This is a genomic window from Roseococcus sp. YIM B11640, assembly GCF_049727625.1.
In the GTDB taxonomy this organism is placed as follows: Bacteria; Pseudomonadota; Alphaproteobacteria; order Acetobacterales; family Acetobacteraceae; genus Roseococcus.
Map to the genome: position 1 here is coordinate 732,261 of NZ_JBBJOZ010000001.1, position 26,769 is coordinate 759,029.

A 26,769-nucleotide genomic window follows, 5' to 3' on the forward strand; every position below is an offset into this window, starting at 1 on the left:
TCGATCCAGTGGAATTTCAGGAAAAGGGTGCACAAGCGCGATACTGACGCGATTCCTTACCAAAATGGGCAACAGAAAATGGATAAAGAATTACCAGATATTTAGTCGATGTCGTTTGATTTTCATGTTTCGCAACCTTTGCGCGAGCGTCCCTGCGCCGGTCCGGCGGGATGCGATGCCAGGGAATGGGCTGGTCAGCACGGCCGTCGAAGGTTCAACTGCCAGGATGGACCAGCTTCTTCGCCTCACGATCCGCCTCTCGCAGTGGCTGCGGCGCCGTCCCTCTCGCCAGCAGCTCATCATCATGCTCGTGGTGCTGGGCGTGGGACTGCTGCTCGTGGCGATCGAGCGCGGCATCGGCTGGCCCTCCGCGCTCACGACCAACAACGCCCCGCGCCCGCGCGTGCCGCACCTGCCGCGCTGAGCCGCTAGCCGAGGCCGAGCACGTCCTTCATGCCGTAGAGACCCGGCGACCGGCCCTGCAGCCACTGCGCCGCGCGCACGGCGCCGGTCGCGTAGGCGCGGCGGTCGAAGCTGCGATGGGTGAGGGCGATGTGCTCGGACCCGGCGGCGAAGAGCAGCGTATGCTCGCCCACCACCTGGCCGCCCCGCAGCGCCGCGAAGCCAATGGTGCCGGTCTTCCGTGCGCCGGTATGGCCGTCGCGCCCGCTCTCGCGGCCCGTCTCCTCCAGCGTCGTGCCACGCCCCGCCGCGACGGCGCGGCCGAGAGCGATGGCGGTGCCGGAGGGCGCATCCACCTTCTGGCGGTGGTGCATCTCGACGATCTCGGCGTCGTACTGCTCCGGCGGGAGGGCGGCGCCCAGCTTCTCGGCCAGGGCGAGCACGATGTTCACGCCGGTCGCGAAATTCGCCGCATAGACGATAGGCGCTTTCTTCGCCGCTTCGGCCACGGCCGCCTCCTCCTCGGCCGAGAGGCCGGAGGAGCCGAGCACCAGGCCCTTGCCGAGCTCGGCCGCCAGCCGCGCATGCGTGGGCGCGGCATGGGCGTGGGTGAAGTCGATCACGACGTCGCTGGCCTCGAAGAGGCCGCGCGGATCGTCGCCGCGCCGCGTGCCGCCCGACAGCGTGGCGCCGGCGGCGTTCACCTCCTCCGACAGCAGCTTGCCCATGCGGCCGGCGATGCCGGTGATGCCGATACGAAGGCCCATCTCCGCCCACTCCCGAAACGTTGTTTGCAGCCGAATCGTCATGCCCGCGGCGGGGTGCGGAAGGCAACCCCACCCCCGCGCGGGACGTTCAACGAGGGAGCACGACACAGGAAAGGGACCACGTCATGGAAACCATTCGCCAGCCCACCACGGCCGATCTTACCCGGGACACCTACGGCGTGCTCATCGCCGCCGGCCGCGTCAACGGGGTGGCCGTCTATGGCGCGGATCGCAACCATATCGGCCATGTCGAGGACCTGATGATCGACAAGCGCGCCGGGACGGTCGAATACGCCGTGCTGAACTTCGGCGGCTTCCTCGGCCTCGGCTCGAAGCACTACGCGCTGCCCTGGCGCATGCTGCGCTACGACGTCGACCTCGAGGGCTTCGTGGTGGACAACATCACGAAGGACCGCCTGGACAACGCCCCGGTCTACGAGCCTGTCGGCACGCGCGACTGGACGATGGTGGACAACTACTGGGGTGTCTGACGGACTGGGAATGGCTGGGGCCTAGCGCCCCAGCCCGTCCCAGAATTCCTTCACTTTGGCGAAGAAGCCCTCATTCTCCGGCGAGTGCTTCGCGCCGGCCTCCGCCTCGGCCTCGAAGGCCTCCAGCAGCTCGCGCTGCTTGGCCGAGAGGTTGAGCGGAGTTTCCACGACCACCTGCACGTACATGTCTCCGCGCGCGGCGCTGCGCAGGACGGAGAAGCCCTTTCCGCGCAGGCGGAAATTGTCGCCCGTCTGGGTGCCTGCCGGGATCTTCACGGCTGACCGCCCGCCGTCGATCGATGGTACTTCCACGCTCGCTCCCAGCGCCGCCTGCGTCATGCGCAGGGGCACGCGGACCATGATGTTGGGTCCCTCGCGCTGGAAGATCGGGTGCGGCTTCACGCCGATATCCACGTAGAGATCGCCCGCCGGCGCGCCGCGGAGCCCCGCCTCGCCCTCGCCGGTGAGGCGAATGCGCGTGCCGTCCTCGACACCCGCGGGGATCGAGACGTTCAGCGTGCGGTCGCGCTGCACGCGGCCCGCGCCATGGCAGATCTTGCAAGGGTTCTTGATGATCTTGCCCGAGCCCGAGCAGGTCGGGCAGGTGCGCTCGATCAGGAAGAAGCCCTGCTGCGCGCGGACCTTGCCTGAGCCGCGGCAGGTGCCGCAGGTCTGGACATTGGCGTTGCCGCCCTCCGCACCGCTGCCGCTGCATGCCTCGCACTGCACCGAGGAGGGGACGCGGATCGTCTTCTTCACGCCCGCGAAGGCTTCCTCGAGCGTGACCTGCACCTCCTGCCGGAGGTCGGAGCCGCGGCCCGTGTTCTGCCGCCCGCCGGCGCGCCCGCCGAAGCGGCCGAACATCTCCTCGAAGATGTCCTCGAAGCCGCCGCCGCCGAAGCCGCCCCCGAAGGGCCCGCCGCCACCGCCGCCGGCATTCTCGAAGGCGGCATGGCCATAACGGTCATAGGCCGCGCGCTTCTCGCTGTCCTTGAGGACCTCGTAGGCCTCGTTGACTTCCTTGAACTTGACCTCGGCCGAGGCGTCGCCCTGGTTGCGGTCCGGGTGATACTGCATCGCGAGCTTGCGGTAGGCCCGCTTCAGCTCGTCGTCCGACGCTTCCCGGCTGACGCTCAGCACCTCGTAATAGTCGCGCTTGCTCATGCCAGTCCTATCCGAAATGCAGCGACGCCCGGGCCATTACTGGCCCGGGCGCGAAGGATTGAGGAATGCCGTGCAACCTCAGCTCTTCTTCTTCTTCGGATCCACCTCTTCGAACTCGGCGTCGACCACCTTGTCGTCCGGCTTGGCGGCCTGCTCGGGGCCGGGCTGCGCCGACTGGGCGCTCGCCTGTTCGGCCTTGTACATGGCCTCGCCGAGCTTCATCGAAGCCTGGCCGAGCTTCTCGGCGGCCGCGTTGATGGCATCGACGTCGCCGCTGTCCATCACGCCGCGCGCCTCGGTGATCGCGGCCTCGGCGGCGGCGCGCTCATCGGCCGGAACCTTGTCGCCATTGTCGGCGATGGTCTTCTCGGTCGCGTGGATGAGCGCGTCGAGCTGGTTGCGGGCCTCCACCGCCTCGCGCCGCTTCTTGTCGGCCTCGGCATTGGCTTCGGCGTCGCGCACCATCTTCTCGATGTCGGCGTCCGACAGGCCGGACTTGGCCTGGATCTTAATCTGCTGCTCCTTGCCCGTCGCCTTGTCCTTCGCCGAGACGCTCACGATGCCGTTCGCGTCGATGTCGAAGGTCACCTCGATCTGCGGCACGCCGCGCGGCGCGCCGGGGATCCCGGTCAGGTCGAAATTGCCGAGCAGCTTGTTGTCCGCCGCCATCTCGCGCTCACCCTGGAACACCTTGATGGTGACCGCGGTCTGGTTGTCGTCGGCCGTCGAGAAGGTCTGCGACTTCTTGGTCGGGATCGTGGTGTTGCGGTCGATCAGGCGCGTGAACACGCCGCCCAGCGTCTCGATGCCGAGGCTCAGCGGGGTGACGTCCAGCAGCAGCACGTCCTTGACGTCGCCCTTCAGCACGCCGCCCTGGATGGCCGCGCCGATCGCCACGACCTCGTCGGGGTTCACGTTGCGGGCGGGCTCGCGGCCGAAGAAGTCCTTCACCGTCTCGATGATCTTGGGCATGCGGGTCATGCCGCCGACCAGGATCACCTCGTTCACCTCGCCGGCCGACATGCCGGCATCGGCGAGCGCCTTCTTCACGGGCTCCAGCGTGCGGGCGACCAGGTCCTCGACCAGGGCCTCCAGCTTCGCGCGCGTGAGCTGCATCACCAGGTGCTTCGGACCCGAGGCATCGGCGGTGATGAAGGGCAGGTTGATCTCGGTCTGCTTCGAGGAGGAGAGCTCGATCTTCGCCTTCTCGCCGGCTTCCTTCAGGCGCTGCAGGGCGAGCTTGTCGCCGCGCAGGTCGATGCCGTTCTCCTTCTTGAACTCGTCCGCGAGGTAGTCGATCACCCGCTGGTCGAAGTCCTCGCCGCCGAGGAAGGTGTCGCCGTTCGTGGACTTCACCTCGAAGACGCCGTCGCCGATCTCCAGGATCGACACGTCGAAGGTGCCGCCGCCGAGGTCGTAGACCGCGATGGTGCCGGCGGTCTTCTTGTCGAGGCCATAGGCGAGTGCGGCCGCCGTCGGCTCGTTGATGATGCGCAGCACCTCGAGGCCCGCGATCGCCCCGGCTTCCTTGGTCGCCTGGCGCTGGGCGTCGTTGAAGTAGGCGGGGACGGTGATGACGGCCTGCGTCACCTTCTCGCCGAGATAGGCCTCGGCGGTGTCCTTCATCTTGGTGAGCACGTTCGCGCTGATCTGCTGCGGCGCGTACTTCTTGCCGTCCACCTCGACCCAGGCGTCGCCGTTGTCGGCCTTCACGATGTGGAAGGGGGCGAGGCCCTTCTCCTTCTGCACCATCGGGTCGTCGAACTTGCGGCCGATGAGGCGCTTCACGGCGTAGAGGGTGTTGGTGGGGTTCGTCACGGCCTGGCGCTTGGCGCTCTGGCCGACCAGCAGCTCGCCGTTCTTGGCGAAAGCGACCATCGACGGCGTGGTGCGCGCGCCTTCCGCGTTCTCGAGGACCTTGGCCTCGCCGCCTTCCATGATGGCGACGCAGCTGTTCGTCGTGCCGAGGTCGATACCGATGACTTTACTCATGCCCTGCTCCTTTGCGGCGGCTTTTCCCGGCCCGGGGAGGCACCGGACAAAGCCCCTTGGCAGCCCGCGCCCGTCGCGCGGCCTTTCTTTCCCTGCCCATGTATTGAGCGGCGAGGCCCGGCACAAGATGGTTGCGCCCAGGTTTCGCCCCCAGCCGATACGACTTTGGCGCAGCCCGGATTTTTCCTTCACGCCGGAGCGAAATCCGTATACACTTCGGCCATGGATGGGATTGACCGGAAGATCGCCATCGCCGTCCAGCAGGACGGCGCCGCGGGGCTTTCCGACCTCGCCAAGGTCTCGGGCCTCTCCGTTTCCGCCACCGCCGAGCGCGTGAAGCGCCTGGAGGAGCGGGGCGTGATCCGAGGGTGGCACGCAGAGCTCGACCCGGCTGAAGTGGGATGCCCGCTGCTGGCCTTCCTGCGCGTGGCTGTGCGACCGGGGAAGGAGGATGCGGGCTTTCGCCGCGCCGTCCGCAAGCTGGAGTCCGTGCTGGAGTGCCACCAGCTCACCGGCGAGTGGTCCTATCTGCTGAAGCTGCGCCTGCCCGACATCGCGGCACTCGATACGCTCATCGCCGAGGAGATCCGCGGCCTGGCGGGGATCGACCGGCTGGGGGTGGAGATCGCGATGGCCACCGTGAAGGAGACGGTGCTCCTGCCCGTCATCCAGCCTCCCGAGGAGGAGGAGACTTGAGGCGCGCTTCCGAATAGCCTCCCGGCAAAAGGGGAGGACCGGTGGGATGGCGGGCTCGGTTTCGCGCAGATTGACCTTGTGGGGCGGCCTCTCGGCGGGTGTCGCGCAGGCCCAGGCGCCGCTGCCCCTCTCGCTCGCCACGGCGACCCCGGGCGGCGGCTTCCCGGCCTATGGCGAGGCCTTCGCGGGCGCCGTGATGGCGACGGACCCCGGCCTCTCGATCCAGCCCCGCAACACCGCCGGCAGCCTGGAGAACGTCCGCCTGCTGGCGGAAGGCAGCGTGGATCTCGGCCTCGTCGCGGGCGAGACGGCGGCGGCGGCGCTGGCGGCGGGGCAGGGGGTGACGCTGCTGGCCGCCATGTACGCGCAGCCCGGCCTCTTCGGCCTGCGGGGCGACAGTCCCATCCGCCGTATCGAGGAGCTGAAGGGCAAGCCCATCGCCTGGGGCGCCCGGGGCTCGGGCTTCGTGGTGCTGGCGCGGCAGGTGATGGCGGGCCTCGGACTCGACATCGAGCGCGACTTCCAGCCCGTCCTGCTGGACCGCGCCGGCGATGGCCCCGCCATGGTGATGGATGGGCGCGTGGCCGCGCTCTGGGGCGGCGGCGCGGGCTGGCCGGGCTTCGTGACGCTGGCGCGCCAGGGCGGCCGGTTCCTCGCCCCCGACGAGGCGGAGCGTGCGCGCATCGTCGCCGCCGACCCGCGCCTGCGCCCCATGTCGCTGCCCGCCGGCAGCTATCCCGGCCAGGACGCCTCCATCGCCTCGGTCGGCACCTGGAGCCTGGTCCTGGCCCGGCCGGGCCTGCCGGAGGAGGTGGGATACCGCCTCGCCGCCGCCATCCACGCGGCACATGCGGAGCTGGGGCGGCGCCTGCCGCAGGCGTCGGAGACGACCTCCGCGAACACGGCCGCCGCCATCGCGGACCCCGCATTGATCCATCCGGGCGTGCGGCGCTTCCTGCGCGGCCTGGGGCTGGTGGCGTGAGCACCATGGAGATCCGCGACTGCCCCGCGCCCGACCCGAACCCGCGCAAGCCCGCCCTGGCGATGCCGGAGGGCGCCTGCGACACGCATTTCCACGTCTTCGAGGGCGCGCGCTTTCCCTACCAGGCCACGCGCGGCTACACGCCGCCGGACTCCCCAATCGGCACGGCGCTCCGGCTGCACGACACGCTCGGGCTTTCCCGTGGCGTGGTGATCCAGGCGAGCGTGCACGGCACCGACAACCGTGCGGTGCTGGACGCGGCCGCCGCCCATCCGGACCGGCTGCGCGCCGTGGTGGCGGTCAGCGAGGGCGTGACCGAGGCCGAGATCGCCGCCATGCATGCGAAGGGTGCCCGCGCCATTCGCGTGAACCTGGTGGACCGCGGCGGCATGCCCTTCCGCTCGCTCGACGCGCTGGCCGAGGTCGCATCCGTGCTGCGGCCCTTCGGCTGGCATGTGGAGTTGCTGGTGCATGTGGAGGAAATGCCGGGCGAGCTGCGCCGCCTAGCGGAAGCGATGCGCCTGCCCGTCTCGGTCGGCCATATCGGCTACACCAAGGTGGCGAAGGGCGGGCTGGACCATCCCGGCTATCGCGAGTTCCTGGCGATGCTGCGGGACGGGTTGCTGTGGGTGAAGCTCACCGGCCTCTCGCGGATCTCCACCGAGGACCGCTTTCCCTATTCGGACACGCATGCCATGGCTCGCGCGGTCATAGAGGCCGCGCCCGGCCGCATCCTCTGGGGTAGCGACTGGCCGCATGTGGCGCATTTCACGGGCGTGATGCCCAATGACGGCGACGTGCTGGGGCTGCTCGCGTCATGGGCGCCGGAGGAGGCGCTGCGCCGGAAGATCCTGGTGGAGAACCCGGCGCGCCTCTACGGGTTCGGAGCCGCTCAGTAGCAGCGCAGCTGGACGTTGTTGCGGATCTGCTGGTCGGTGATGGAGGAGCCGCCGGTGACCGTCGCTACCCATTCCGTCTGGCGCATGTAGGCGCTCCAGTTCCGCTCCTGGTTCGTCACCTTGTTCCGAGCGCCGCCGGTATAGGTGATGGAGAAGCGCTGCGACGTGTTCTGCGGGTTGTAGATCAGCACGCTGATCGCGAGCCCGCCGCCTTCGCCGCCCGTCATCTGGTTGCGGCCGATATGCGTGATCTGGAGCTTGCCCGTGGCGATGCAGTCCACGCTCTGGGGGGCGAACTGGGCCTGGCCAGTTCCGGGCAGCGAGACCGCGATGGCGCCGGTCAGCAGCGAGGCGGCAAGGATGGGCCTGAGCATCATGTTTCTCTCCGTCTATGGGAGGGACGCTAACGGCCCACGCGGCGGCCTGCCAATCCGCTTTGCCAATCAGGCGGATGGGTGACGCCGATGCTTCGGGGCATCAGTAGCAGTTCAAACGTATCTGGCTGCGCACCTGCCGGTCGGAGATGCGGGTACCCGGCGGCAACGTCGCCACCCATTGGTCCGCGCGCTCGCGCGGGTTACGGCTGGCGCGCAGGCCCATCGCCGAATGCCGTGCCGGGCCGACGAAACTGATGGTGAAGGCCTGGACCTCGTGCTGCGGGTTCAGGATCGCCACGCTGATCACCAACCCGCCGACTTCGTCCCTCGCCTCGTAACTGCTGACCCGCAGGATCTGCAGCCGGCCCGAGGCGATGCAATCTATTCCGTCGCCGCCCTGGGCATGAGCCGAACCTGCCGCGAGCGCCGCGAGCAGGCCGGCGGCGAGGATGGTTCGGAACATCTTGCTCTCCCTCTTTCGGAGAGAGGCTAGCCGCTCCGCCCGGCCGCCTGCCACCTCGAGCTTGGTCCGGGCGGCAGGAGCCGTGGGATCGGGCGCTATCCGCGCAGCGTGGCGCCCACCGACTTGGCCGCGGCCGCGACGATCTTGGCCGCCACGGCCTCGATCTCCGCATCGGTCAGCGTGCGATCGCGCGGCTGCAGCGTCACCTGGACCGCGAGGCTGACCTTGCCCTCCGGCAGGCGCTCGCCCGCATAGCGGTCGAAGAGCACGACATCGGAGATGAGCGTGCGCTCGGCCGCGGCGATGGCGCGCAGCAGCTTCTCGGCGGGCGCGTCCGCATCCACCAGGAAGGCGAAGTCGCGGCGGACCGGCTGCAGCGCCGAGAGCTCGGGCGCCGGCTTCTTGCGGCGCTTCGGCTCGGGGATGGCGTCGAGGAAAATCTCGAAGCCCACGGCGCCCGCCGGCACGTCCAGCGCCGCGCAGAGGCGCGGATGCAGCTGGCCGAACTGCGCGATCACGGTCTTGGGCCCCTGGCGGACCACGCCCGAGCGGCCGGGATGGTAGTGACCCGGCGCATCGGCGGTGACCTGCAGCGCGGCCAGGGGGACGCCCAGCGCCTCCAGCACCGCCATCACGTCGCCCTTGGCGTCCAGCGCATCCACGGGGCGCGCGGGCGAGGCCCAGTTGAGCGGCGAGGCGCCGGAGCGCACGCCGCAGGCCATGGCGAGCTGCCCGGCAGGCGAGGTGTCGCGGTACCCGCCGCCCACTTCGGCCAGCGCCACGTCGGCGAAGCCGCGCGCCGCGTTCTGCGCCGCCGCCATCGCCAGCGAGGCCAGCGGGGTGGGGCGCATCTGGTCGAGGTCGGACGCGATCGGGTTCTCGAGATGCAGCGCCTCGGGGGTCTCGCCGAACATCGCGGCGATGCGGGTCTCGAGGAAGCCGTAGGTCACGCAATCCTGCAGCCCGCGCGCGGCGAGCACGCGGCGCGCGAGGATGCTGCGCACCTGCTTCGCGTCGAGCGACGGCGGCGGCACCGGCGAGGCGACGGGGAGCGAGACCGACGGCACGGCATCCAGCCCGCCGAGGCGCAGCACCTCCTCCACCAGGTCGCACTCGGCCTCGACGGCCGCGCAGCCCTCGGCGGCGATGCGCGCGCGCTCGGGGTCGAGCTTGGGATCCTGGTCGAGCACGATGTGCGCGGCCACGTCGTTGCGCCAGGGCGGCACGGCGACGGTGATGCGGTCGCTGCCGCGCGCCGTGACGGTGAAGCCGAGGCGCTCCAGCCGGCCCTCCGCCTCATGCGGCGGGACCATGAGGCCGCCGAGCCCGGTCAGGCGCTCGAAGCGCAGCGTCGCCTCGCGGCGCCAGAGCGGCTCGCTGCCGGCCTCGGAGACCGTGGAGGGCTCGCCGCCGCAGAGCTCGATGATCATGGCCGTCGCGGCGTCCAGCGCGGCCGGAAGCAGCGCCTGGTCCACGCCGCGCTCGAAGCGCGCGCGCGCATCGGTGAAGACGCCGTGGCGGCGGCCGCTGAGGGCGATCCGCACGGGATCGAACAGCGCGCATTCGATGAAGACCTCGGTGGTCGTCTCGTCGCAGCCCGAGGGCTCGCCGCCGATGATGCCGCCCAGCGCCTCGGGTCCCGCGGCGTCGGCGATGATGCCGTCCTCCGGGCTGAGCGCGTAGGTCTTGCCGTTCAGCGCTTGCAGCTCCTCGCCCTCGCGCGCCATGCGCATGGAGAGCGTGGCGCCCTTCACCTTGGCGACGTCGAAGACGTGCAGCGGCCGGCCGAGGGCGAAGGTGAACCAGTTGGTCACGTCCACCAGCGCCGAGATGGGACGCAGGCCGATGCCGGTCAGCCGGTCCTGCAGCCATTGCGGCGAGGGGCCGTTCTTCACCTTGCGGATGGCGCGGCCGAGCACCCAGGTGCAGGCGCGCGGATCCTCGATGCGCCATTGCAGCGGCGTCTCATAGACACCCGCGACCGTCGGCGGCGACCACGGCTTCAGCGTGCCGAGGCCGGCGGCCGCGAGGTCCCGCGCCACGCCGCGGATGGCCAGCGCGTCGCCGCGGTTCGGCGTCACCTTGATCTCGATGACCGGATCGTCGAGGCCCGCATAATCGACGTAGCGCGTGCCGATGGGTGCATCCTCGGGCAGCTCCACGATGCCGGAATGGTCGTCGCCGAGGCCCATCTCCCGTTTGGAGAGCATCATGGCCTCGGACTTCACGCCGCGGATCTCGCCGACCTTCAGCGTGACGTCGGTGCCGGGGATATAGGCGCCGGGCATGGCGACCACGCCGACCAGGCCGGTGCGGGCATTGGGCGCGCCGCAGACGACGGAATACTCGCGTCCGTCGCCGGCATCGACGCGGAGCGCGCGGAGGCGGTCGGCGTTCGGGTGCTGTACGGCCTCGATCACGCGGGCGATGCGGAAGCTGGAGAGGATCGCGGCGGGATTCTCGATGCCCTCGACCTCGATGCCGATGGCATTCAGGGTCGTGGCGATCTCATCGACGCTGGCATCGGTGTCGAGGTACTCGCGGAGCCAGGAGAGCTGGAACTTCATTTTCTTATGCCCTCAGGCGCCGGGCGGCCGCATCCGCGGCCTTGGCTTCGCCGCGCCACGGAAGCGCGAGCTGGCGGGTCGGTGGGGCGGCGCCGGCCGGCTCGCGGCCGGATGCCGTCGGCGAGGCGATAATCCTGTGCGGCATGCTCAAACCCCTTCGTGCAGCGTGGCGGGGGACAGGGGGCTCGTGCCGTAATGGCTCAGCCAGCGCGTGTCGGCCTCGAAGAAGGGGCGCAGGTCGGCCATGCCGTGCTTCAGCATGGTGATGCGCTCGATGCCCATGCCGAAGGCGAAGCCCTGCCACTCGCGCGCATCCAGCCCGCAATTGGCCAGCACGCGCGGATGCACCATGCCGCTGCCCAGGATCTCCAGCCAGTCGGTGCCGGCGCCGAGCTCGCCCGTCTTCCGGTTCCAGCCGATATCGACCTCCATCGAGGGCTCGGTGAAGGGGAAGTAGCTCGAGCGGAAGCGCACCGGCAGCGTCGCGATGCCGAAGAAGGCGCGCAGGAAGTCCGTCAGGCAGCCCTTGAGGTGGCCGAGCGTGATGCCGCGGTCGATCACCAGCCCCTCCACCTGGTGGAACATGGGCGAATGCGTCGCGTCGTGGTCCGAGCGGTAGGTGCGGCCGGGCGCGATGATGCGGATCGGCGGCTCCTGGCCGATCATGGTGCGGATCTGCAGCGGCGAGGTCTGGGTGCGCAGCACGGTGCGGCGGCCATCCACCATGCCGGGCAGGTAGAAGGTATCCTGGTCCTGGCGGGCGGGGTGATGGTCGGGGATGTTGAGCGCGGCGAAGTTGTACCAGTCGCCCTCGATGTCCGGCCCCTCGACCACCTTGAAGCCCATGGCGCCGAAGATCGCCGTCAGCTCCTCGATGGTGCGGTTGATGGGGTGGATGCCGCCCATGCCGCCTGGCGCGGCGGGGCGCGGCGGCAGGGTCATGTCCTGCTTCTCGGCGGCGAGGCGGGCGTCCAGCGCGGCGGCGTCGAGCACGGCGCGGCGGGCCTCGATGGCGGCCTCCAGCTGCGTCTTCAGCGCGTTCACGGCGGCGCCGCGCTCCTTGCGCTGATCGGCCGGGATGGCGCCGAGGCCCTTGAGCAGCGCCGTCAGGGCGCCGGACTTCCCGAGCACGCCCACCCGCACCGCGTCCAGGGCGCGCAGGTCGGCGGCGGCGGCGAGCTCGGCCTCGGTGCTGGCCGCGAGGGCCGCGAGGTCATCGGTCATGGGTCAGGTTCCCCAAAATGAAAAAGGGCCGCCCACGCTTACGCGCAGCGGCCCTTCGAAACACCACTTAAACCCTCGGCGAAATCAGGCCGGGGTGCGCGCTTCCTTGGCCTTCTCGACGATGGCCGCAAAAGCCGCGGGCTCGTCGAAGGCGAGGGCGGCGAGGACCTTGCGGTCCATGTCGATCCCCGCGGCCTTGATGCCCGCGATGAACTGGGAATAGGTCATGCCGTGCTCACGGACCGCGGCGTTGATACGCTGGATCCAGAGGCCACGGAAATCGCGCTTCTTGTTGCGGCGGTCGCGATAGGCGTACTGCAGCGCCTTCTCGACGCGCTGCAGGGCCGCGCGGTAGGTCGTGGACGACCGGCCGACGTAACCCTTGGCGAGGTCCAGGACCTTCTTGTGGCGGGCATGGGCGGTAACGCCGCGCTTGACACGTGCCATCTGTCTTCTCCTTCGCCGGGCTTAGCGGGACAGGCCGTAGGGCAGCCAGTGCTTGACGGTCTTGCCGTCCTGCACTTCCAGAACCTGCGAGCCGCGGTTCTGGCGCTTGGCCTTCTGGCTACGGGCGGAGAGGCAGTGACGCTTCTTGCCGGGGCCGGCGAGGACCTTGCCCGTCGCCGTGATCTTGAAGCGCTTCTTGGCGCTCGAGGTCGTCTTCATCTTGGACATTCGGGCCCTCCTGTCGGTGGGTTGGGGCTGCCCCAGGCTGTCGCACCATGCGACGGAGGCGAGCTTCCCCGGCCGGGCTGTCCAGGGCCTCGGTGCGGGAGGCGGGTCTTTAGCGGCGGCACGCGCCCAAGTCCAGGGGGGCGCGCCGGCGCATGGCAGACATTCTGGGCCGCGCCGCCGCTAGGGCGATGCCGGCCCGGCGATGGGGGCAAGGCCGGGCGCCGGGGCGGGCACGGCCGCCGCCGGAGCCGGCGCCGGCGTGGCCGGAGCCTCGGCGGCCGCCGCCGGAGTCTGCACCTCGGTGCCCGCCGCGGCCGGAACCTGGTTGGCGGCCGCCCCCTCGGGCGCCGCGATCGGGGCCAGGCCGGGCGAGGCCGAGGCGCCCTCCGGCGGGGCCAGGCTCTCCGAACTGGGGGCGGGCGGCAGCGGGGCCGTGCCCTCGGCGGGCGCCGCCGGCGGGGCATCGGGCGAGGGCCGCGGGGCGGCCGGGCGCCGGGCCTGCGGCGGCTGGGGCGGGGCGGCGTCGGTCTGGCTGTCCGTATAGTCCGGCACCACGCGGGCCTGGGCGCCCGAGATCACCAGCACGCGCGTCCCGAGCGGAATGGGCTCGATGTCGCGCTGGGTGACGGAGACCAGCTCCCCATTCGTCTTGCGCACGATGTATTCGATGCCGTCGGTATTGGCGCTGGCCCGCTCGGCCGAGGTGCCGACCAGCCCGCCGAGCAGCGCGCCGCCCACCGCGCCGAGCGCCGTGCTGACGCTGTTGCCGCCCGCCGCCGCCCCGCCGATCGCACCGCCCGCCGCCGCACCCGCCGCAGCGCCCGTCGTTCCGTCGGAGGTGATGGCGACGCGGCGCGAGCCCGCCACCACGCCCTGCTGGACCGGGTTCGCCTGCTGGACGGCGCGGGTCGCGTACTCGTCCGCAGAATATTTCGGGGCGCAGGCGGCCAGGAGGCCTGCACAAAAAAGGAGAGGTGCTGTGCGTCGCATGCGCGGGAGGTAGGGCCCCCGACCCGTCGCGCCAAGCGCTTTCCTCGCCTATATGGGTTGCATGCGTGTCCCTTTTCGCAAGATGCATGGCCTGGGCAATGATTTCGTGGTCCTCGACGCACGGAAGTCGGCGCTCGCCCTGCCGGTGGATTCCATTCGCCAGGTCGGCGACCGCCACCGCGGCGTGGGCTTCGACCAGCTCGTGACGCTGGAGCGCGCCGAGGACGCCGATGTCTTCATCCGCTTCCACAATTCCGACGGCTCGGAGGCCGGGGCCTGCGGCAATGGCACGCGCTGCGCCGCCTCTCTGGTGCTGGACGAGCTGGGGCGCGACTTCATCACCATCCGCACCCCCGGCGGCCAGCTGAGCGCCGAGCGCCTGCCGGGCGGGATCTTCCGCGTCGACATGGGCCCGCCCCGTCTCGGCTGGGCCGACGTGCCGCTGGCGCGCGAGATGGACACGCTGCACGTACCCGTCTCGGCCGAGGGCGTCTCGGACGCGGCCTGCCTCTCGATGGGCAATCCGCATGCGACCTTCTTCGTGCCGGACCTGGACGCGCTGGACATCCCGCGCATCGGCCCGGCGCTGGAGCACGACCCGCTCTTCCCCCGGCGCGCCAATATCGGCTTCGTGCAGGTGATGGCGCCGGACCATCTGAAGCTGGTGGTTTGGGAGCGTGGCGCGGGGCTGACGCTGGCCTGCGGCTCCGGCGCCTGCGCGGCGCTGGTGAATGCCCGCCGGCGCGGGCTGGTCGGCGCGCGCGCCACCGTGACAGTGCCGGGCGGCGACCTCGTGATCGAGCAGCGCGAGGACGGCCATGTGCTGATGAGCGGCCCCGTCGCCACCGCCTTCACCGGCGAAATCGAGCTTGGCTGAAGCAATCACCTTCGGCTGCCGGCTGAACATCGCCGAAAGCGAGACCATGCGCGCCCTGGCCGCGCGCGCGGGCTTCGCGGATGCCCTCATCGTGAACACCTGCGCCGTGACGGGCGAGGCCGAGGCCCAGGCGCGCCAGGCCATCCGCCGCGCGGCGCGAGAGAATCCCGGCCGCCCCATCCTCGTCACCGGCTGCGCCGCGCAGATCGCGCCCGAGGCCTGGGCCGCGCTGCCCGGCGTGGCGCGCGTCATCGGCAATGGCCGGAAGCTCGACCCGGCCGCCTGGGCCGCGCCCGTGGCGCCGATTTCGCGCGATATGCCCATGGGTGTCGCGGCGGGCGGCGGCACGCGTGCCTTCCTGGCCGTGCAGCAGGGCTGCGACCATTCCTGCACCTTCTGCATCATCCCGCAGGGCCGCGGCCCGGCCCGTGCCATGCCGGTCGCCGAGGCCGTTTCCGCCGCGCGCGACCTCGCCGCCCGCCATGCCGAGATCGTGCTGACGGGCGTGGACCTGGCCAGCCATCCGGAGCTCACCGCCCTCATCCGTGCCATCCTGCGCGAGGTGCCGGAACTGCCGCGCCTTCGCCTCTCCTCGCTGGACCCCGCCATGCTCGGCGAGGATTTCTGGCGCCTCTTCGCTGAGGAGGAGCGGCTGATGCCGCATCTCCATCTCTCGGCCCAGCATGGCCACGACCTCATCCTGAAGCGCATGAAGCGGCGGCATTCGCGGGCCGACCTGCTGCAACTCTCCACCCGGGCGCGGGCGTTACGCCCTGATGTGGCGCTCGGGGCCGATCTCATCGCCGGCTTCCCGACCGAGACGGAGGAGCAGCTATGCGCGATGGTCGATCTGGTGGCGGAGGCACGGCTGGCCTTCCTGCACGTCTTTCCCTATTCCGCCCGCGCCGGCACGCCCGCCGCGCGTATGCCGCAGCTTCCCATGCCGCTGCGGCGGGAGCGCGCGGCCAGGCTGCGCCAGGCGGGCGAGGCCGAGCGCGGCCGTTTCCTGGCCTCGCGCCTGGGCATGTTGGAGGAGGTCCTGATGGAAGGCGACGGGCAGGGGCACACCCGGCATTTCGCGCCGGTGAAGCTGCCGGGCGCCGCGCGCGGGCAGCTTCTGCGCGCCCGCATCCTTTCCGTCATGGACGGCAAGCTGATCGGGGAGGCCGCCTGATGGCCCTGCGTGACTTCTGGGGGCGCCTGACGGGCAAGTCCGGCCCCAGCGACATCCCGCCGCCCTCGGTCCCCGAGACCCCGCCGCCGGCCCCCGAGCCCCCCGCGGAGACGCCCCCTCCCGCCGAGACGCCGCCCCCGGCGCCCGAGCCGGTGCAGGAGCCTCCCACCCCCGAGATCCCGCCCGAGCCGATCCGCGAGCCGGAGGTGCCGCCCCCGGCGCGCGCCGAACTGGCCGAGCCGGTGCCCGCGCCCCGCGCGGAGGAGCCGGTCGTGCTCTTCCCGGTGGCCGAGGCGCCGATCGAGGAACCGGAGGCCCCGCGCGGCTTCTTCGCGCGGCTCAAGGCCGGTCTCTCGCGTTCCACCGCCAAGCTCACCGATGCCATCGGCAGCGTCTTCACCAAGCGCAAGCTGGACGATGCCGCGCTGGAGGAACTGGAGGAGATGCTCATCACGGCGGACCTCGGCGTCGCCGCCTCCGGCCGCATCGTGGAGAGCTTCCGCCGCACCAAGTTCGGCCGCGAGGTGACGGACGAGGAGGTGAAGACCGCGCTGGCCGACGAGATTTCCGCCATCCTCGCCCCCGTGGCGAAGCCGCTGGTGATCGAGCCGCGCCGCGCGCCGCATGTCGTGCTGGTGGTGGGCGTGAACGGCACGGGCAAGACCACCACCATCGCCAAGCTCTCCGAGCAGTATCGCGCGCGCGGGCTCAAGGTCTGGATGGTGGCGGGCGACACCTTCCGCGCGGCGGCCGTCGAGCAGCTCCAGGTCTGGGGCGAGCGCACGGGCGCGCATGTGGTGGCGCCGGCCAAGATGGGCGCCGATGCGGCGGGCCTCGCCTTCGATGGGCTGAAGGGCGCCAAGGCCGCGGGCGTGGACGTGCTGCTGGTCGATACCGCTGGGCGCCTGCACAACAAGTCCGCGCTGATGGAGGAGCTGCGCAAGGTCGTGCGCGTGCTGGGGCGCGAGGATGCCTCCGTGCCGCATTCCACTTTGCTCGTGCTCGATGCCACCACGGGCCAAAACGCCGTCAGCCAGGTGCGCGTCTTCAAGGAAATGGTGGACGTGACGGGCCTCGTCGTGACCAAGCTGGACGGCTCGGCCAAGGGCGGCGTGGTCGTGGCGCTGGCGCAGGAATTCGGCCTGCCCGTCCATGCCGTCGGCGTGGGCGAGAAGGCGGCGGACCTTCGGCCCTTCGAGGCGCGGGACTTCGCGCGCAGCCTCGTGGGCCTGGAGGACTAGCACCTCTCCCCAAGGGGGGACGATGGACAGCCGCCTGCTGCTCCTGGTCGGGCTGGTGGTGGTGCCGGCGCTGGTGATCTGGGCGGTGCCCACGCGCTGGCTGGGCCGCACCACGGTGCTGTGGCTGATCTCTCCACTCTTCGCCTATTACGGCTGGATCTTCTGGGAGGCGGCGACGCAGCCGATGCCCGCCGGCTGGCTGGGCGCCTCGCTCTACCCGCTGGCCTATATGGGCGCCTTCCTCCTGCTGCCCTGGCTCGGGATATGGCTCGCGGGGATCGTCCTGGGCTTCACGCTGCGCCACTTCCTCCGGCGCGCGCCGCCGCCTCCGCCCCCGCCGGTTCCGGCCGCGGCCGTCCCCGCTGCGCCGTTGCAATCGGCGCGCGAGACGGGGGGCTGGCGCTTCCTGCATATCGGCTTCGAGCGCGACGGCCTGCGGATCGGCGGCGTGGATGTCTGGTCGGTGCCCTGGCACGAGGCGGGCCCGCCGGTCGAGCTGCCCCACCCCACCCATCCCGGCCAGATGCATTCCCATCAGGTGCTGGAGGCGGGCGAGGGCACGGGCCGCGTCCGCTTCGCGGTCGGCGAGCTCTCGAATGGCGTCTGGGGCTTCTGGCTGCCCACCGACCTGCCCGTCATCTCGCAGGGCGTTTCCGCCGACGGCTCGCTGCGGTTCGCGCATCGCCTCGGCGAATACATGAACGGGCGCGACCATTCCTTCTCCTCCTGGGCGGTGGTGACGGAGGCCGCCACCGGCTGCGTCCGGGCCGATGCCGCCCGCTGGGGCACGAGCTGGGCCGAGAACCGGCCGGATGGCAGCCTCTTCCTGCGTGCCGAGCTGAACGGCTTCGACGCGCTCTTTCGCATCGACCCCGCGCGGCGCGTCTTCCGCGACCAGGGCGCCGGCGGGCCGGAGCGGCCGTTGGAGGAGCTGGACATGGCGCTGGAGGAAGCGCGCCAGGGCGCCGCCGGCTCCGGCTTCCGCCGCCTCATCTCGCCGGATGGCGAGCTTCGCGTGGATCTGCAGGAGGTCGAGTGGGGCAATTCCCATTGGGTCCGCGCGCCGCGCGTGGTCGAGACCGCGACGGGCCAGGTCTTGGTCGACTTCTGGAACACGGATTGGGACGCCTCGCCGATCTTCCCCGGGCCCGGGAAGCTGCGCCTCGGGCTACGGCGCTATCACGAGGGCGGGGCCATCGCAGCGGAGATCGACCTGAAGCGCCGCCTCTTCCGCATCGAGGGCGAGGGCCGGCTGCGGCCGCTGAACGAGCTGGCCGATGCGATGACCGTCGCCGCCCGCCGCTCCAGGGCCGCGGCGCCGCCACCGCCGCCCGTCCGGCGCCATCCCTTCGCGGCCTGGCGCGCGGCGCTGTTGATCCTGGTGGGCGCGCTGGTCGCGATCGCGGGCGGGACCTACGCCACCATGCGCTTCGGGCCGAAGCCGCCCGCGCAGCCCCTGCCAACGGTGCCCAGCTTCAAGCCGCCGTCGATCAACCGCTAGCGGCAAGCGCCCGCTTCGCGACGCCCGCGAGCCAGCCGGATGCGACCGGCAGGATGGCGTCGTTGAAGTCGTAGCCGGGATTGTGCAGCTCGCGCCCCGGCTCGGACGGGCCGTTGCCGATCCAGGCCATGGCGCCGGGGACGATCTGGAGCATGGCCGCGAAATCCTCGCCGCCCGTGCTGGCCGGGATGTCGCGCTTCACGGGGAAGCCCGCGGCCTCGGCGGCCTCGCAGCCCAGCTCGGCCTCGGCCGCGCTGTTGATGGTGGGCAGGCCGGCGCGGCTCGCCTCCAGCGTGACCTCCACGCCGAAGGCGGCGCCGATGCCGCCGCAGATGCGCTGGATGTCGGCGACGATCTCCTCGCGCTGGCCGATGCGGAAGGAGCGCACGGTGCCCTCCAGCACCACGGATTCCGGGATCTGGTTGCTCACCGTGCCGCCATGGATGGTGCCGATGGTCAGCACCGCGGGCTCCATGGGATCGACGTTGCGCGAGACCACGCTCTGCAGCGCGCCGACGAGGGCGGCGGCGGCCACGATGGGGTCCCGCGTCAGGTGCGGCTTGGCGGCGTGGCCCGCATGGCCCTTCACGGTGATCGCGATGCGCCCGCCCTGCGCCAGGATCGGCCCGGGGCGCAGGCCCACTGTTCCCGCCTCCAGCCCCGGCAGATTGTGGAAGGCGAAGACCTGGTCCATCGGGAAGCGCTCGAAGAGGCCGTCCGCGATCATGGCGCGCGCGCCCGCGCCATTCTCCTCGGCGGGCTGGAAGATGAGCTGGACGGTGCCGCTCCAGGAAGGGTCGTCCCGCAGCAGCGCCGCCGCGCCGAGCAGCGAGACGGTGTGCCCGTCATGCCCGCAGGCGTGCATCACGCCCGGCTTCGTGGAGGCATGGGGGAGGCCGGTCGTCTCCTCGATCGGCAGCGCGTCCATGTCGGCGCGCAGCCCGACGCTGCGGTTGGAGCCGCCGCGCTTCAGCGTCGCGACGATGCCGTGCTGCCCTACGCCCGCGACGAAGGGGATGCCGAGCTCAGCCAGCCGCTCTTGCACGTAGCGCGAGGTCTCGCTCTCCTGCTGCGAGAGCTCGGGATGCGCGTGCAGGTGGCGGCGCCAGGCGGTGAGGGTCGCGGCGAGGGACGGGTCCATTCATCTTGTCTCCAGGTCCGGCGGCATCAGAGCGTTTCCGCAACGCAGGGGAAAGGGCGGCGTGGCCCGACCGGCCGTCCGGACGGCCCCCCTCTCGCCAGCGCGGCGGAGGCACGGCAATCTGCCGCCGGACACTGGGAAGGAATCGCCATGCTGGATATCGAATCGCCTGCCGCCATGCAGGAATGGGTGGGCAAGAAGCTCGGCACGAGCGACTGGTTCACGGTGGACCAGAAGACCATCGACCTCTTCGCGGAAGCCACGGGCGACCACCAGTGGATCCATATCGACGTGGAGCGCGCGAAGAAGGAGATGCCGGGCGGCAAGACCATCGCCCATGGCTTCCTCACGCTCTCGCTGCTGCCGCGCCTGGCGCCGACCATCTATCGCGTGGTGAAGCGCTCGCGTGCGATCAACTACGGGACCAACAAGGTGCGCTTCACGGCGATGGTGCCCGCGGGTTCCCGCGTGCGGCTGCATGCCACGCTCAAGGCCTGCGAGCCGATCCAGGGCGGCGTGCGCATCACCATCGAGAACGAGATGGAGCTGGAGGGCAGCCCGCGCCCCTGCCTCGTCGCGGAGACGCTCGCGCAGGTTTACGATTGACGCCCTCAGGCGGCGGGCGCGCGGCCGGATTCTACGCCGTCGCGCTGAAACCGCTCAGCGCGGCCCGGTGAAGAAGCCGGGCGGCGGCACGTTGAGGTTCTGGACGGGCGCACGCGGCGCCGGCCGCTCCGAGACCGGCGGCGCCGCGATCGGCGTCAGCGCGGAATTCGCGCCCGGCAGCGCATTCGGGCTCGGCACCACATAGGTCTGGGGTGCCGGAGCGGCCCGGCTGGAGGTGCTGGACGCGGCCGGCGCGGCGCTCGGCGCCACGACAGGCGTGACCTGGATCGGCGGCAGTCCATCGGAGAGCGGCTGGGCCGGGGCCGCCGCGGCCGGCGTGATGGCGGTGCCGGCGGGGGCCGGCCCTGCCTGGCCCGCCACCGGGGCATAGGGCCGGTTGTCGGCCGGCAGGCGCATCGGTGCGGGCGTCGGCGCGAAATGCGTGCCGGGCGGCGGGTTGAACAGCGGCGTGGTGGCCACCGGCGGCAGCTCCGCCGGCAGATTGGGCTGTGCCCGCGTCGAGGTCTGCATCGCCTGGGGCTGCTGGACCATGGCTGGCTGCGCAGAGGCCACCATGGGCTGAGCCGTTACCGGCTGGGCGGGCAGATAGCCGCCCTGCGCGTAGCCGGAACCGTAATTGATCGCAGCGGGCGCGGCAGGGGCGGCCATGGTGGTGGTCGCGGTTCCGCCGCCCGCATAGGCGGCGTTCAGATCGTCGGCGCGGCGGCCCCGGCCGCGGCGGGGCGCCGGCGTCTCGGCGGCGGTATCCGTGCTCGCGGCACGGCTGCCCCGGCGGCGGCGGGGCTCGGACGCCTCGGCGACCGGCGCGGAATAGGTGGGGCGCGCGACCGGGCCCAGGCTGCCCGGGGTCACGCAGCGGAACTCCAGCTGGTAGCTGCCCGAGCCCACGCGGCTGTTCTGCATCACGAATTGCCGGCCCTGGGCCGAACAGAATTCCTGCGCTTCATTGAGGCCCGCGGTCACGGCGCGGGAGCCGCTGAGACTGCTGTTCTGCAGGAAGAACACGTCGCCGCCCGTGGACTGTATGCCGTCGCGAATGGTGGCGCCGCAGGCGCTCAGCATCGCCGCCGCTCCCGCCAGAACTGCCAGCTGGGTTGCCCGCATCTTCCATCTCATTCCGCTGCCACTCGCGCGAACCCTAAACCGTGTCTGAATAATGCGCCATGGATCATCGGTGGCGCCGGGTCGCGCTTTCGCAACCATTTGTTTGTCTGTGGCGTGGTTGCAGCATCCGGATGGCAGGCCGGGCGGGCTGGTGTATCCTTCCGCGCAACAAAACACCCCGAGGATCCGATCCGATGAAGCGTCGCGCCCTGCTGGCCGCCTCCGGCCTGCTCGCCCCCGCCATCATGACCCGCAGCGCCCTGGCCCAGGATTCCTGGCCGAGCCGCCCGGTGACGATGATCGTCCCCTGGGCGCCGGGCGGCTCCAACGACGTGGTGGCGCGGCTGCTCTCCCCGGCCTTCGAGGGGCGCACCGGCCAGCCCTTCCTCGTCGAGAACCGGCCCGGCGGCGGCGGCGCGGTGGGGATGGGCCAGGCCATGCGCGCGCGGCCGGACGGGCAGACGCTGTTCGTCTCCTCCGCCTCCAACCACGTCTTCCACCCGCTCATCTCGGGCGAGATCGGCTACGATGTGCGCGATGTCTTCGAGAGCATGGCCATGTGGGTGGACGTGCCCAACGTGGTCGCGGTGAACCCCAGCCTGCCGGTCCATAACGTGCAGGAGCTGATCGCGCATATCCGCGGCAAGCGGGGCGGCATGAGTTTCGGCTCCTCCGGCGTCGGCTCCTCCAACCATCTCGCGGGCGAGCTCTTTCGCATGCGGACGGGCCTCGACATGACGCATGTGCCCTATCGCGGCGGCGGCCCCGTGCTGACGGACCTCGTGGCGGGCACGATCGAGCTCGCCTTCATGAACCTGCCCACCGTCATCCCGCCGGCCGAGGCCGGGCGCGTGCGCATCATCGCGGTCTGCACCGGCCAGCGCGTGAGCCTGCGGCCCGATCTTCCCACCGTCGCCGAGGGCGGCGTGCCGGACTACGCCGTCCGCTCCTGGACGGGCCTCTTCGCGCCGAAGGGCACGCCCGCGCCGATCATCCAGCGCATGGCCAACCTCTCGAAGGAGGCGCTGGAGACGGCCAATGCCCGCGCCCGCCTGCGCGACCTGGGCAGCGAGGCGATCTGGATGGACGCCGCCGCGACCGACCGTTTCGTGCGCGAGGAATACGACCGCTGGACGCCCATCGTCCGCGCCGCCGGCGTGAAGATCGAGTAGCTTGCCGCACCGGGATATGCGGGCGAGCATCCGCACCCATGAAGCTACCCACCCATTCCCGCTACGCGCACAGCGCGATCCCGACACGCCCGGCCTATGAATGGCCGGGCGGCAAGCGCCTCGCGCTGCATGTCGTCAACAACATCGAGCACTTCGCCTATCGCGCGGGGATGGGCTCGGACAGCACGGGCCTCACGCCCGTGCAGAACCAGCGCAGCTACGCGTGGCGCGACTACGGCAACCGCGTGGGCCTGTGGAACCTGCTCGACACGCTGGACGAACTCGGCATCCCGTCCGCGCACAACATCAACAGCGCGGCGCTGGAAGCCTGCCCCGAGATCGGCCCCGCGCTGCGTGCGCGCGGCGACGAGTTCATCGGCCATGGCCGCAGCAATTCCGAGCGCCAGGACGGCATGTGGGAAGAGGACGAGCGCCGCCTCATCGAGGAAAGCCGCGACGTGCTGGCGCGCCATGCGGGTACGCCGCCGCGCGGCTGGCTCGGCCCCTACATCGCGCAGAGCGGCGCGACGCTCGACCTGCTGCGCGAGGCGGGCTTCACCTATGTCATGGACTGGCCGGCGGACGACCAGCCCTTCTGGATGACGACGCGCGCGGGCCCTATCCTCTCCGTGCCCTATTCGGTCGAGATCAACGACAGCCCGGCGCTTGTCGCGCGCCAGCACAGCGGTCGCGAATTCGCCGAGATGATCGTGGACCAGTTCGACGAGCTGCTGCGGCAATCGGCGAAGCGGCCGCTGGTGTGCAGCGTCGTGCTGCATCCCTTCATCATCGGCCAGCCGCACCGGCTGAAGCCCTTCCGCCAGGCGCTGCGCCACATCATGGCCCATCGCGACGAGCTCTGGATCACGCGCCCGGGCGAGTTGGCGGAGTATGTCGCGACGCTGCCGAAGGGCACCGTGCCCGGATCGGAAGATCTGCCATGACCGACAGCCATCCGCGCGACTTCGAGGGCTACGGCCGCAACCCGCCCGACCCGCGCTGGCCGGGCGGCGCCAAGGTGGCGCTCAACTTCGTCATCAACCACGAGGAGGGCGGCGAGGAGAGCATCCCCGACGGCGATCCGCGCAGCGAGAACGCGCTGACGGAAGGCAGCACCGCCGCCGTGAAGGGGCGCGACCTCGGCGCCGAGAGCATGTTCCAGTACGGCAGCCGCGTGGGCTTCTGGCGCCTGCACCGCCTCTTCACCGAGCGGAACCTGCCTTGCACCGTCTTCGCCGTCGCGCGCTCGCTGGAGCGCACGCCCGAGGCCGCCGCCGCGATCCGCGAGGCGGGCTGGGACGTCTGCGGCCATGGCTGGAAATGGGAGATGCATATCGGCATGGACGAGGCGACGGAGCGCCGCCGCATCGCCGAGGCCACCGAGATCATCGCGCGCATGACGGGCAGCGCGCCGCTGGGCTGGTACACGCGCTACGCGCCGTCGCTGCACACGCGCCACCTGCTCGCGGAAGCGGGCTACCTCTATGATTGCGACGCCTATGACGACGAGCTGCCCTATTGGCGCGATGTCGGCGGCCGCAAGCGCCTCGTCGTGCCCTACACGCTGACCCACAACGACATCCGCTTCCAGCGCGCGGCGCTGACCACGGGCGAGGAATTCTTCCGCTACATCCAGGGCGCGATCGAGCTGATGCTGGCCGAGCCCGGCGGGCGCATGCTGAGCGTGGGGCTGCACAACCGCATCATCGGCCATGCCGGACGCGCGGCGGGGCTCGCGAAGCTGCTCGACTGGGTGAAGACGCAACCGCAGGTCTGGGTCTGCCGGCGCGAGGAGATCGCGCGCCACTGGATCGCGCATCATCATCCCTGAAAGCCCGACATGACCCTTCGCATCGCCCGTATCGAGACCTTCCTCTACCGCGCCGAGGTGAAGGAGGCGGTGAAGATGTCCTTCGGCAGCATCGCGCGCCGCAGCGCCCTGCTGCTGCGCGTCGAGGACGCCGAGGGCGCCCATGGCTGGGGCGAGGTCTGGTGCAACTTCCCGCCCTATGGCGCCGACAACAAGCAGCGTCTGCTGGAGACGGTGATCGCGCCCGCCGCGCTCGCGGCCAGCTATGCCGATCCGTCCGATGCCTGGAACAGCCTGACCGCGCGCACGGTCCGCTGGGTCAACCAGGTGGGCGAACCCGGGCCCTTCGCGGCCTGCATCGCGGGGCTGGATCTCGCGCTGTGGGACCTGACGGCGCGCCGGGCGGGCAAGCCGCTGCGCGCGCTGCTGGGCGGCGACGGCGTGCGGCGAGAGATCCCGGCCTATGCCAGCGGCCTGAACCCCGACAGCTCGGCCGAGACGGTGGCGCGCTGCCGCGAGGCCGGTTTCCGCGCCTTCAAGGTGAAGGTCGGCTTCGGCGCGGAGGCGGACGAGGCGACCGTCTCCCGCCTCGCACGCGACCTCAGGCCCGGCGAGCGGCTGATGATCGACGCCAACCAGGGCTGGGACCTGCCCGAGGCGCGCCGCGCCGTGCGGCGCCTGGGTGCCTATGGGCTGGGCTGGATCGAGGAGCCCATCCCGGCGGACCGTCCCGCCGCCGAATGGGCGGAGCTCGCCATGCTCTCGCCCGTGCCGCTGGCCGGCGGCGAGAACGTCATGGGCTTCGAGAACTTCGCCGCCCTCATCGCCCATGGAAATCACGGCGTGGTGCAGCCGGACACGCTGAAATGGGGCGGGGTGGCGGGGGCCTTCGCGGTGGGCCGGCGCGCGATCGCGGCCGGGCGCTCCTATTGCCCCCACTGGCTGGGGGGCGGCATCGGGCTGCTGGCGGCGGCCCAGGTGCTGGCGGCGGCGGGCGGCCCCGGCATGCTGGAGCACGACGTGATGGAGAACCCCTTCCGCGAGGCGCTGGCCCAGCCCTTCCCGCGCATGCGCGACGGCATCTTCACGCTGCCTCCCGGCCCGGGCCTGGGCGTCGAGCCGGACCTGGGCGCGGCGTCCGGGTGGCTGGTCCGCCACATGGAGCATCGCGCGGCATGAGGCAAAATCCGGCTTCGCCGTCTGGCGCTGATGGGTCCAGACGTTACAGTCCCGCGGCATGAGCACCCGTATCGCCCAGCGCGCCCTTTGCCTCGACGATTTCGAGGAGATGTCCCGGCGCCATCTGCCCCGGCCGATCTTCGGCTACATCGCCGGCGCGACCGAGCGGAACGCCTCCCTGGCGGATGCCGCCCGCGCCTATTCCGAGCTGCACTTCCTGCCGCGCGTGCTGCGCGACGTCTCGCCCCGCACCTTCCGGCGCACGATCTTCGGGCGGGACTGGGCGGCGCCCTTCGGCATCGCGCCCATGGGCATGGCCGCTCTCGTGGCCTATCGCGGCGACCTCGCGCTGGCGCAGGCGGCGCGGGAGGCGGAGGTGCCCTTCATCCTCTCCGGCTCGTCGCTGATCCGCATGGAGGAGGTGATCGCAGCCAATCCGGACGCCTGGTTCCAGGCCTACCTGCCCGGCGATTCCACCCGCGTCGAGGCGCTGGTGGACCGCGTGGCGGCGGCGGGCTTCGGCACGCTGCTGCTGACGGTGGACACGGCCGTGCTGCCGAGCCGCGAGAACAACGTCCGCAACGGCTTCTCCACCCCGCTGCGCCCGTCGCTGCGCCTGTTCATGGACGGCGCGATGCACCCCAAATGGTCCATCGGCTCCTTCCTGCGGACCTGGGCGCAGCACGGGATGCCGCATTTCGAGAACAGCTTCGCCGAGCGCGGGGCGCCCATCCTGGCGCGCAACGTCCTGCGCGACTTCACGGCGCGCGACCATCTGAACTGGGAGCACCTGGCGCTGATCCGCCGCCGCTGGCCCGGCTGGCTGATCGTGAAGGGGGTGATGCACCCCGACGACGCCCGCCGCGCCGAGCAGGAGGGCGCGGACGGCATCATCGTGAGCAACCATGGCGGCCGTCAGCTCGACAGCACTTCCGGCCCCCTTCGCATCCTGCCCGACATCGCGGCGGCGGCCGGGCAGATGGCGGTGATGATCGACGGCGGCATCCGGCGCGGGACCGATGTGCTGAAGGCGCTGTCGCTCGGCGCGCATTTCTGCTTCGTCGGCCGGCCCATGCTGCATGCGGCGGCCGTGGCAGGGCAGGAGGGCATCGCCCACGCCATCCGGCTCATGAAGGGCGAGATGGACCGCGACATGGCGCTGCTGGGCGTGAACGCGCTCGAGGAGCTCGGGCCGCAATACCTGATCCGGACCGGCGGCACGGGGGCCTGATCAGGGGGGGCTGAGCCCCCACC

General features: G+C 71.2%; 27 protein-coding genes. 15 read left to right on the top strand and 12 right to left on the bottom strand.

Annotated features, from left to right (window positions below):
- The first annotated feature begins 226 nt into the window (after positions 1–226).
- Entirely contained in the window at positions 227–424 is a 198-nt protein-coding gene (locus WJM96_RS03750; protein WP_424811081.1) for a hypothetical protein, read from the top strand.
- A gap of 4 nt (positions 425–428) precedes the next feature.
- On the opposite strand, the gene dapB is transcribed toward WJM96_RS03750, so the two are convergent.
- Positions 429–1,169: a 4-hydroxy-tetrahydrodipicolinate reductase gene (dapB, locus tag WJM96_RS03755; RefSeq protein ID WP_424811082.1), complete on the bottom strand. Its 741-nt coding sequence runs from the start codon at positions 1,167–1,169 to the stop codon at positions 429–431.
- 125 nt (positions 1,170–1,294) lie between these two features.
- On the opposite strand from dapB, the gene WJM96_RS03760 reads away from it, so the two are divergent.
- Positions 1,295–1,660 carry a PRC-barrel domain-containing protein gene (locus WJM96_RS03760; RefSeq protein ID WP_424811083.1) on the top strand — a complete coding sequence of 122 codons (366 nt, stop codon included), beginning with the start codon at positions 1,295–1,297 and terminating at the stop codon, positions 1,658–1,660.
- 21 nt (positions 1,661–1,681) lie between these two features.
- Here WJM96_RS03760 and dnaJ read toward each other — a convergent pair whose 3' ends face one another.
- On the bottom strand, positions 1,682–2,824 hold the full coding sequence (gene dnaJ, locus WJM96_RS03765; protein ID WP_424811084.1) for a molecular chaperone DnaJ: 1,143 nt from the start codon (positions 2,822–2,824) through the stop codon (positions 1,682–1,684).
- Between the two features lie 78 nt (positions 2,825–2,902).
- The gene (gene dnaK / locus WJM96_RS03770; RefSeq protein WP_424811085.1) at positions 2,903–4,816 is read right to left on the bottom strand and encodes a molecular chaperone DnaK; all 1,914 of its coding nucleotides are present in this window, start codon (positions 4,814–4,816) and stop codon (positions 2,903–2,905) included.
- A 222-nt stretch (positions 4,817–5,038) separates the two neighbouring features.
- Here dnaK and WJM96_RS03775 point away from each other — a divergent pair, with 222 nt between their 5' ends.
- The 3 genes from WJM96_RS03775 to WJM96_RS03785 are packed head-to-tail and all read left to right on the top strand — an operon-like array spanning position 5,039 to position 7,393.
- Positions 5,039–5,512 carry an Lrp/AsnC family transcriptional regulator gene (locus tag WJM96_RS03775; RefSeq protein ID WP_424811086.1) on the top strand — a complete coding sequence of 158 codons (474 nt, stop codon included), beginning with the start codon at positions 5,039–5,041 and terminating at the stop codon, positions 5,510–5,512.
- A 46-nt stretch (positions 5,513–5,558) separates the two neighbouring features.
- A complete protein-coding gene (locus WJM96_RS03780; protein WP_424811087.1) occupies positions 5,559–6,494 on the top strand; it encodes a TAXI family TRAP transporter solute-binding subunit in 936 nt (311 codons plus the stop codon).
- Positions 6,495–6,499: 5 nt separating this feature from the next.
- Positions 6,500–7,393 (top strand): amidohydrolase family protein, encoded by an 894-nt coding sequence (locus tag WJM96_RS03785; protein ID WP_424811088.1) that lies wholly within the window; start codon positions 6,500–6,502, stop codon positions 7,391–7,393.
- On the opposite strand, the gene WJM96_RS03790 is transcribed toward WJM96_RS03785, so the two are convergent.
- From WJM96_RS03790 to WJM96_RS03820, 7 genes are all read right to left on the bottom strand, one after another.
- A complete protein-coding gene (locus tag WJM96_RS03790) occupies positions 7,387–7,770 on the bottom strand; it encodes a hypothetical protein (protein WP_424811089.1) in 384 nt (127 codons plus the stop codon). The genes WJM96_RS03785 and WJM96_RS03790 overlap by 7 nt on opposite strands.
- A gap of 100 nt (positions 7,771–7,870) precedes the next feature.
- Positions 7,871–8,233 (bottom strand): hypothetical protein, encoded by a 363-nt coding sequence (locus tag WJM96_RS03795; protein WP_424811090.1) that lies wholly within the window; start codon positions 8,231–8,233, stop codon positions 7,871–7,873.
- A 95-nt stretch (positions 8,234–8,328) separates the two neighbouring features.
- A complete protein-coding gene (gene pheT, locus WJM96_RS03800; protein ID WP_424811091.1) occupies positions 8,329–10,800 on the bottom strand; it encodes a phenylalanine--tRNA ligase subunit beta in 2,472 nt (823 codons plus the stop codon).
- Positions 10,801–10,947: 147 nt separating this feature from the next.
- A complete protein-coding gene (gene pheS, locus WJM96_RS03805) occupies positions 10,948–12,024 on the bottom strand; it encodes a phenylalanine--tRNA ligase subunit alpha (RefSeq protein ID WP_424811092.1) in 1,077 nt (358 codons plus the stop codon).
- Positions 12,025–12,108: 84 nt separating this feature from the next.
- A complete protein-coding gene (gene rplT, locus WJM96_RS03810; protein WP_424811093.1) occupies positions 12,109–12,471 on the bottom strand; it encodes a 50S ribosomal protein L20 in 363 nt (120 codons plus the stop codon).
- Positions 12,472–12,492: 21 nt separating this feature from the next.
- Positions 12,493–12,699: a 50S ribosomal protein L35 gene (gene rpmI / locus WJM96_RS03815; protein ID WP_424811094.1), complete on the bottom strand. Its 207-nt coding sequence runs from the start codon at positions 12,697–12,699 to the stop codon at positions 12,493–12,495.
- A gap of 180 nt (positions 12,700–12,879) precedes the next feature.
- Positions 12,880–13,689: a hypothetical protein gene (locus WJM96_RS03820; RefSeq protein ID WP_424811095.1), complete on the bottom strand. Its 810-nt coding sequence runs from the start codon at positions 13,687–13,689 to the stop codon at positions 12,880–12,882.
- A gap of 61 nt (positions 13,690–13,750) precedes the next feature.
- Here WJM96_RS03820 and dapF point away from each other — a divergent pair, with 61 nt between their 5' ends.
- The 4 genes from dapF to WJM96_RS03840 all read left to right on the top strand — a co-directional run bounded on the left by dapF (position 13,751) and on the right by WJM96_RS03840 (position 18,482).
- Positions 13,751–14,566, top strand: a complete 816-nt coding sequence (gene dapF, locus WJM96_RS03825) for a diaminopimelate epimerase (protein ID WP_424811096.1) — start codon at positions 13,751–13,753, stop codon at positions 14,564–14,566.
- Positions 14,559–15,740: a MiaB/RimO family radical SAM methylthiotransferase gene (locus tag WJM96_RS03830; RefSeq protein ID WP_424811097.1), complete on the top strand. Its 1,182-nt coding sequence runs from the start codon at positions 14,559–14,561 to the stop codon at positions 15,738–15,740. Before dapF ends, WJM96_RS03830 begins: the two co-directional genes overlap by 8 nt.
- A gap of 299 nt (positions 15,741–16,039) precedes the next feature.
- Positions 16,040–16,981 (top strand): signal recognition particle-docking protein FtsY, encoded by a 942-nt coding sequence (gene ftsY / locus WJM96_RS03835; RefSeq protein WP_424811821.1) that lies wholly within the window; start codon positions 16,040–16,042, stop codon positions 16,979–16,981.
- A 22-nt stretch (positions 16,982–17,003) separates the two neighbouring features.
- On the top strand, positions 17,004–18,482 hold the full coding sequence (locus WJM96_RS03840) for a hypothetical protein (RefSeq protein ID WP_424811098.1): 1,479 nt from the start codon (positions 17,004–17,006) through the stop codon (positions 18,480–18,482).
- Here WJM96_RS03840 and WJM96_RS03845 read toward each other — a convergent pair.
- The gene (locus WJM96_RS03845; RefSeq protein ID WP_424811099.1) at positions 18,472–19,623 is read right to left on the bottom strand and encodes an amidohydrolase; all 1,152 of its coding nucleotides are present in this window, start codon (positions 19,621–19,623) and stop codon (positions 18,472–18,474) included. The genes WJM96_RS03840 and WJM96_RS03845 overlap by 11 nt on opposite strands.
- A 150-nt stretch (positions 19,624–19,773) precedes the next feature.
- Between WJM96_RS03845 and WJM96_RS03850 the strand changes: the two genes are divergently transcribed.
- A complete protein-coding gene (locus WJM96_RS03850; protein WP_424811100.1) occupies positions 19,774–20,229 on the top strand; it encodes a MaoC family dehydratase in 456 nt (151 codons plus the stop codon).
- Between the two features lie 54 nt (positions 20,230–20,283).
- On the opposite strand, the gene WJM96_RS03855 is transcribed toward WJM96_RS03850, so the two are convergent.
- Positions 20,284–21,354: a hypothetical protein gene (locus WJM96_RS03855; RefSeq protein ID WP_424811101.1), complete on the bottom strand. Its 1,071-nt coding sequence runs from the start codon at positions 21,352–21,354 to the stop codon at positions 20,284–20,286.
- A gap of 194 nt (positions 21,355–21,548) precedes the next feature.
- On the opposite strand from WJM96_RS03855, the gene WJM96_RS03860 reads away from it, so the two are divergent.
- Genes WJM96_RS03860 through WJM96_RS03880 form a run of 5 tightly spaced genes read left to right on the top strand, consistent with a single transcriptional unit; the run spans position 21,549 to position 26,746 of the window.
- Positions 21,549–22,526, top strand: a complete 978-nt coding sequence (locus WJM96_RS03860; RefSeq protein WP_424811102.1) for a Bug family tripartite tricarboxylate transporter substrate binding protein — start codon at positions 21,549–21,551, stop codon at positions 22,524–22,526.
- Positions 22,527–22,564: 38 nt separating this feature from the next.
- Positions 22,565–23,470 carry a polysaccharide deacetylase family protein gene (locus WJM96_RS03865; protein ID WP_424811103.1) on the top strand — a complete coding sequence of 302 codons (906 nt, stop codon included), beginning with the start codon at positions 22,565–22,567 and terminating at the stop codon, positions 23,468–23,470.
- Positions 23,467–24,357, top strand: a complete 891-nt coding sequence (locus WJM96_RS03870; protein ID WP_424811104.1) for a polysaccharide deacetylase family protein — start codon at positions 23,467–23,469, stop codon at positions 24,355–24,357. The genes WJM96_RS03865 and WJM96_RS03870 overlap by 4 nt, the downstream gene beginning before the upstream one ends.
- Positions 24,358–24,366: 9 nt before the next feature.
- Positions 24,367–25,515 carry a mandelate racemase/muconate lactonizing enzyme family protein gene (locus WJM96_RS03875; protein ID WP_424811105.1) on the top strand — a complete coding sequence of 383 codons (1,149 nt, stop codon included), beginning with the start codon at positions 24,367–24,369 and terminating at the stop codon, positions 25,513–25,515.
- A 58-nt stretch (positions 25,516–25,573) separates the two neighbouring features.
- Complete coding sequence (locus WJM96_RS03880) at positions 25,574–26,746, top strand: alpha-hydroxy acid oxidase (protein ID WP_424811106.1); 1,173 nt, start codon at positions 25,574–25,576, stop codon at positions 26,744–26,746.
- The last annotated feature ends 23 nt before the right edge of the window (positions 26,747–26,769 follow it).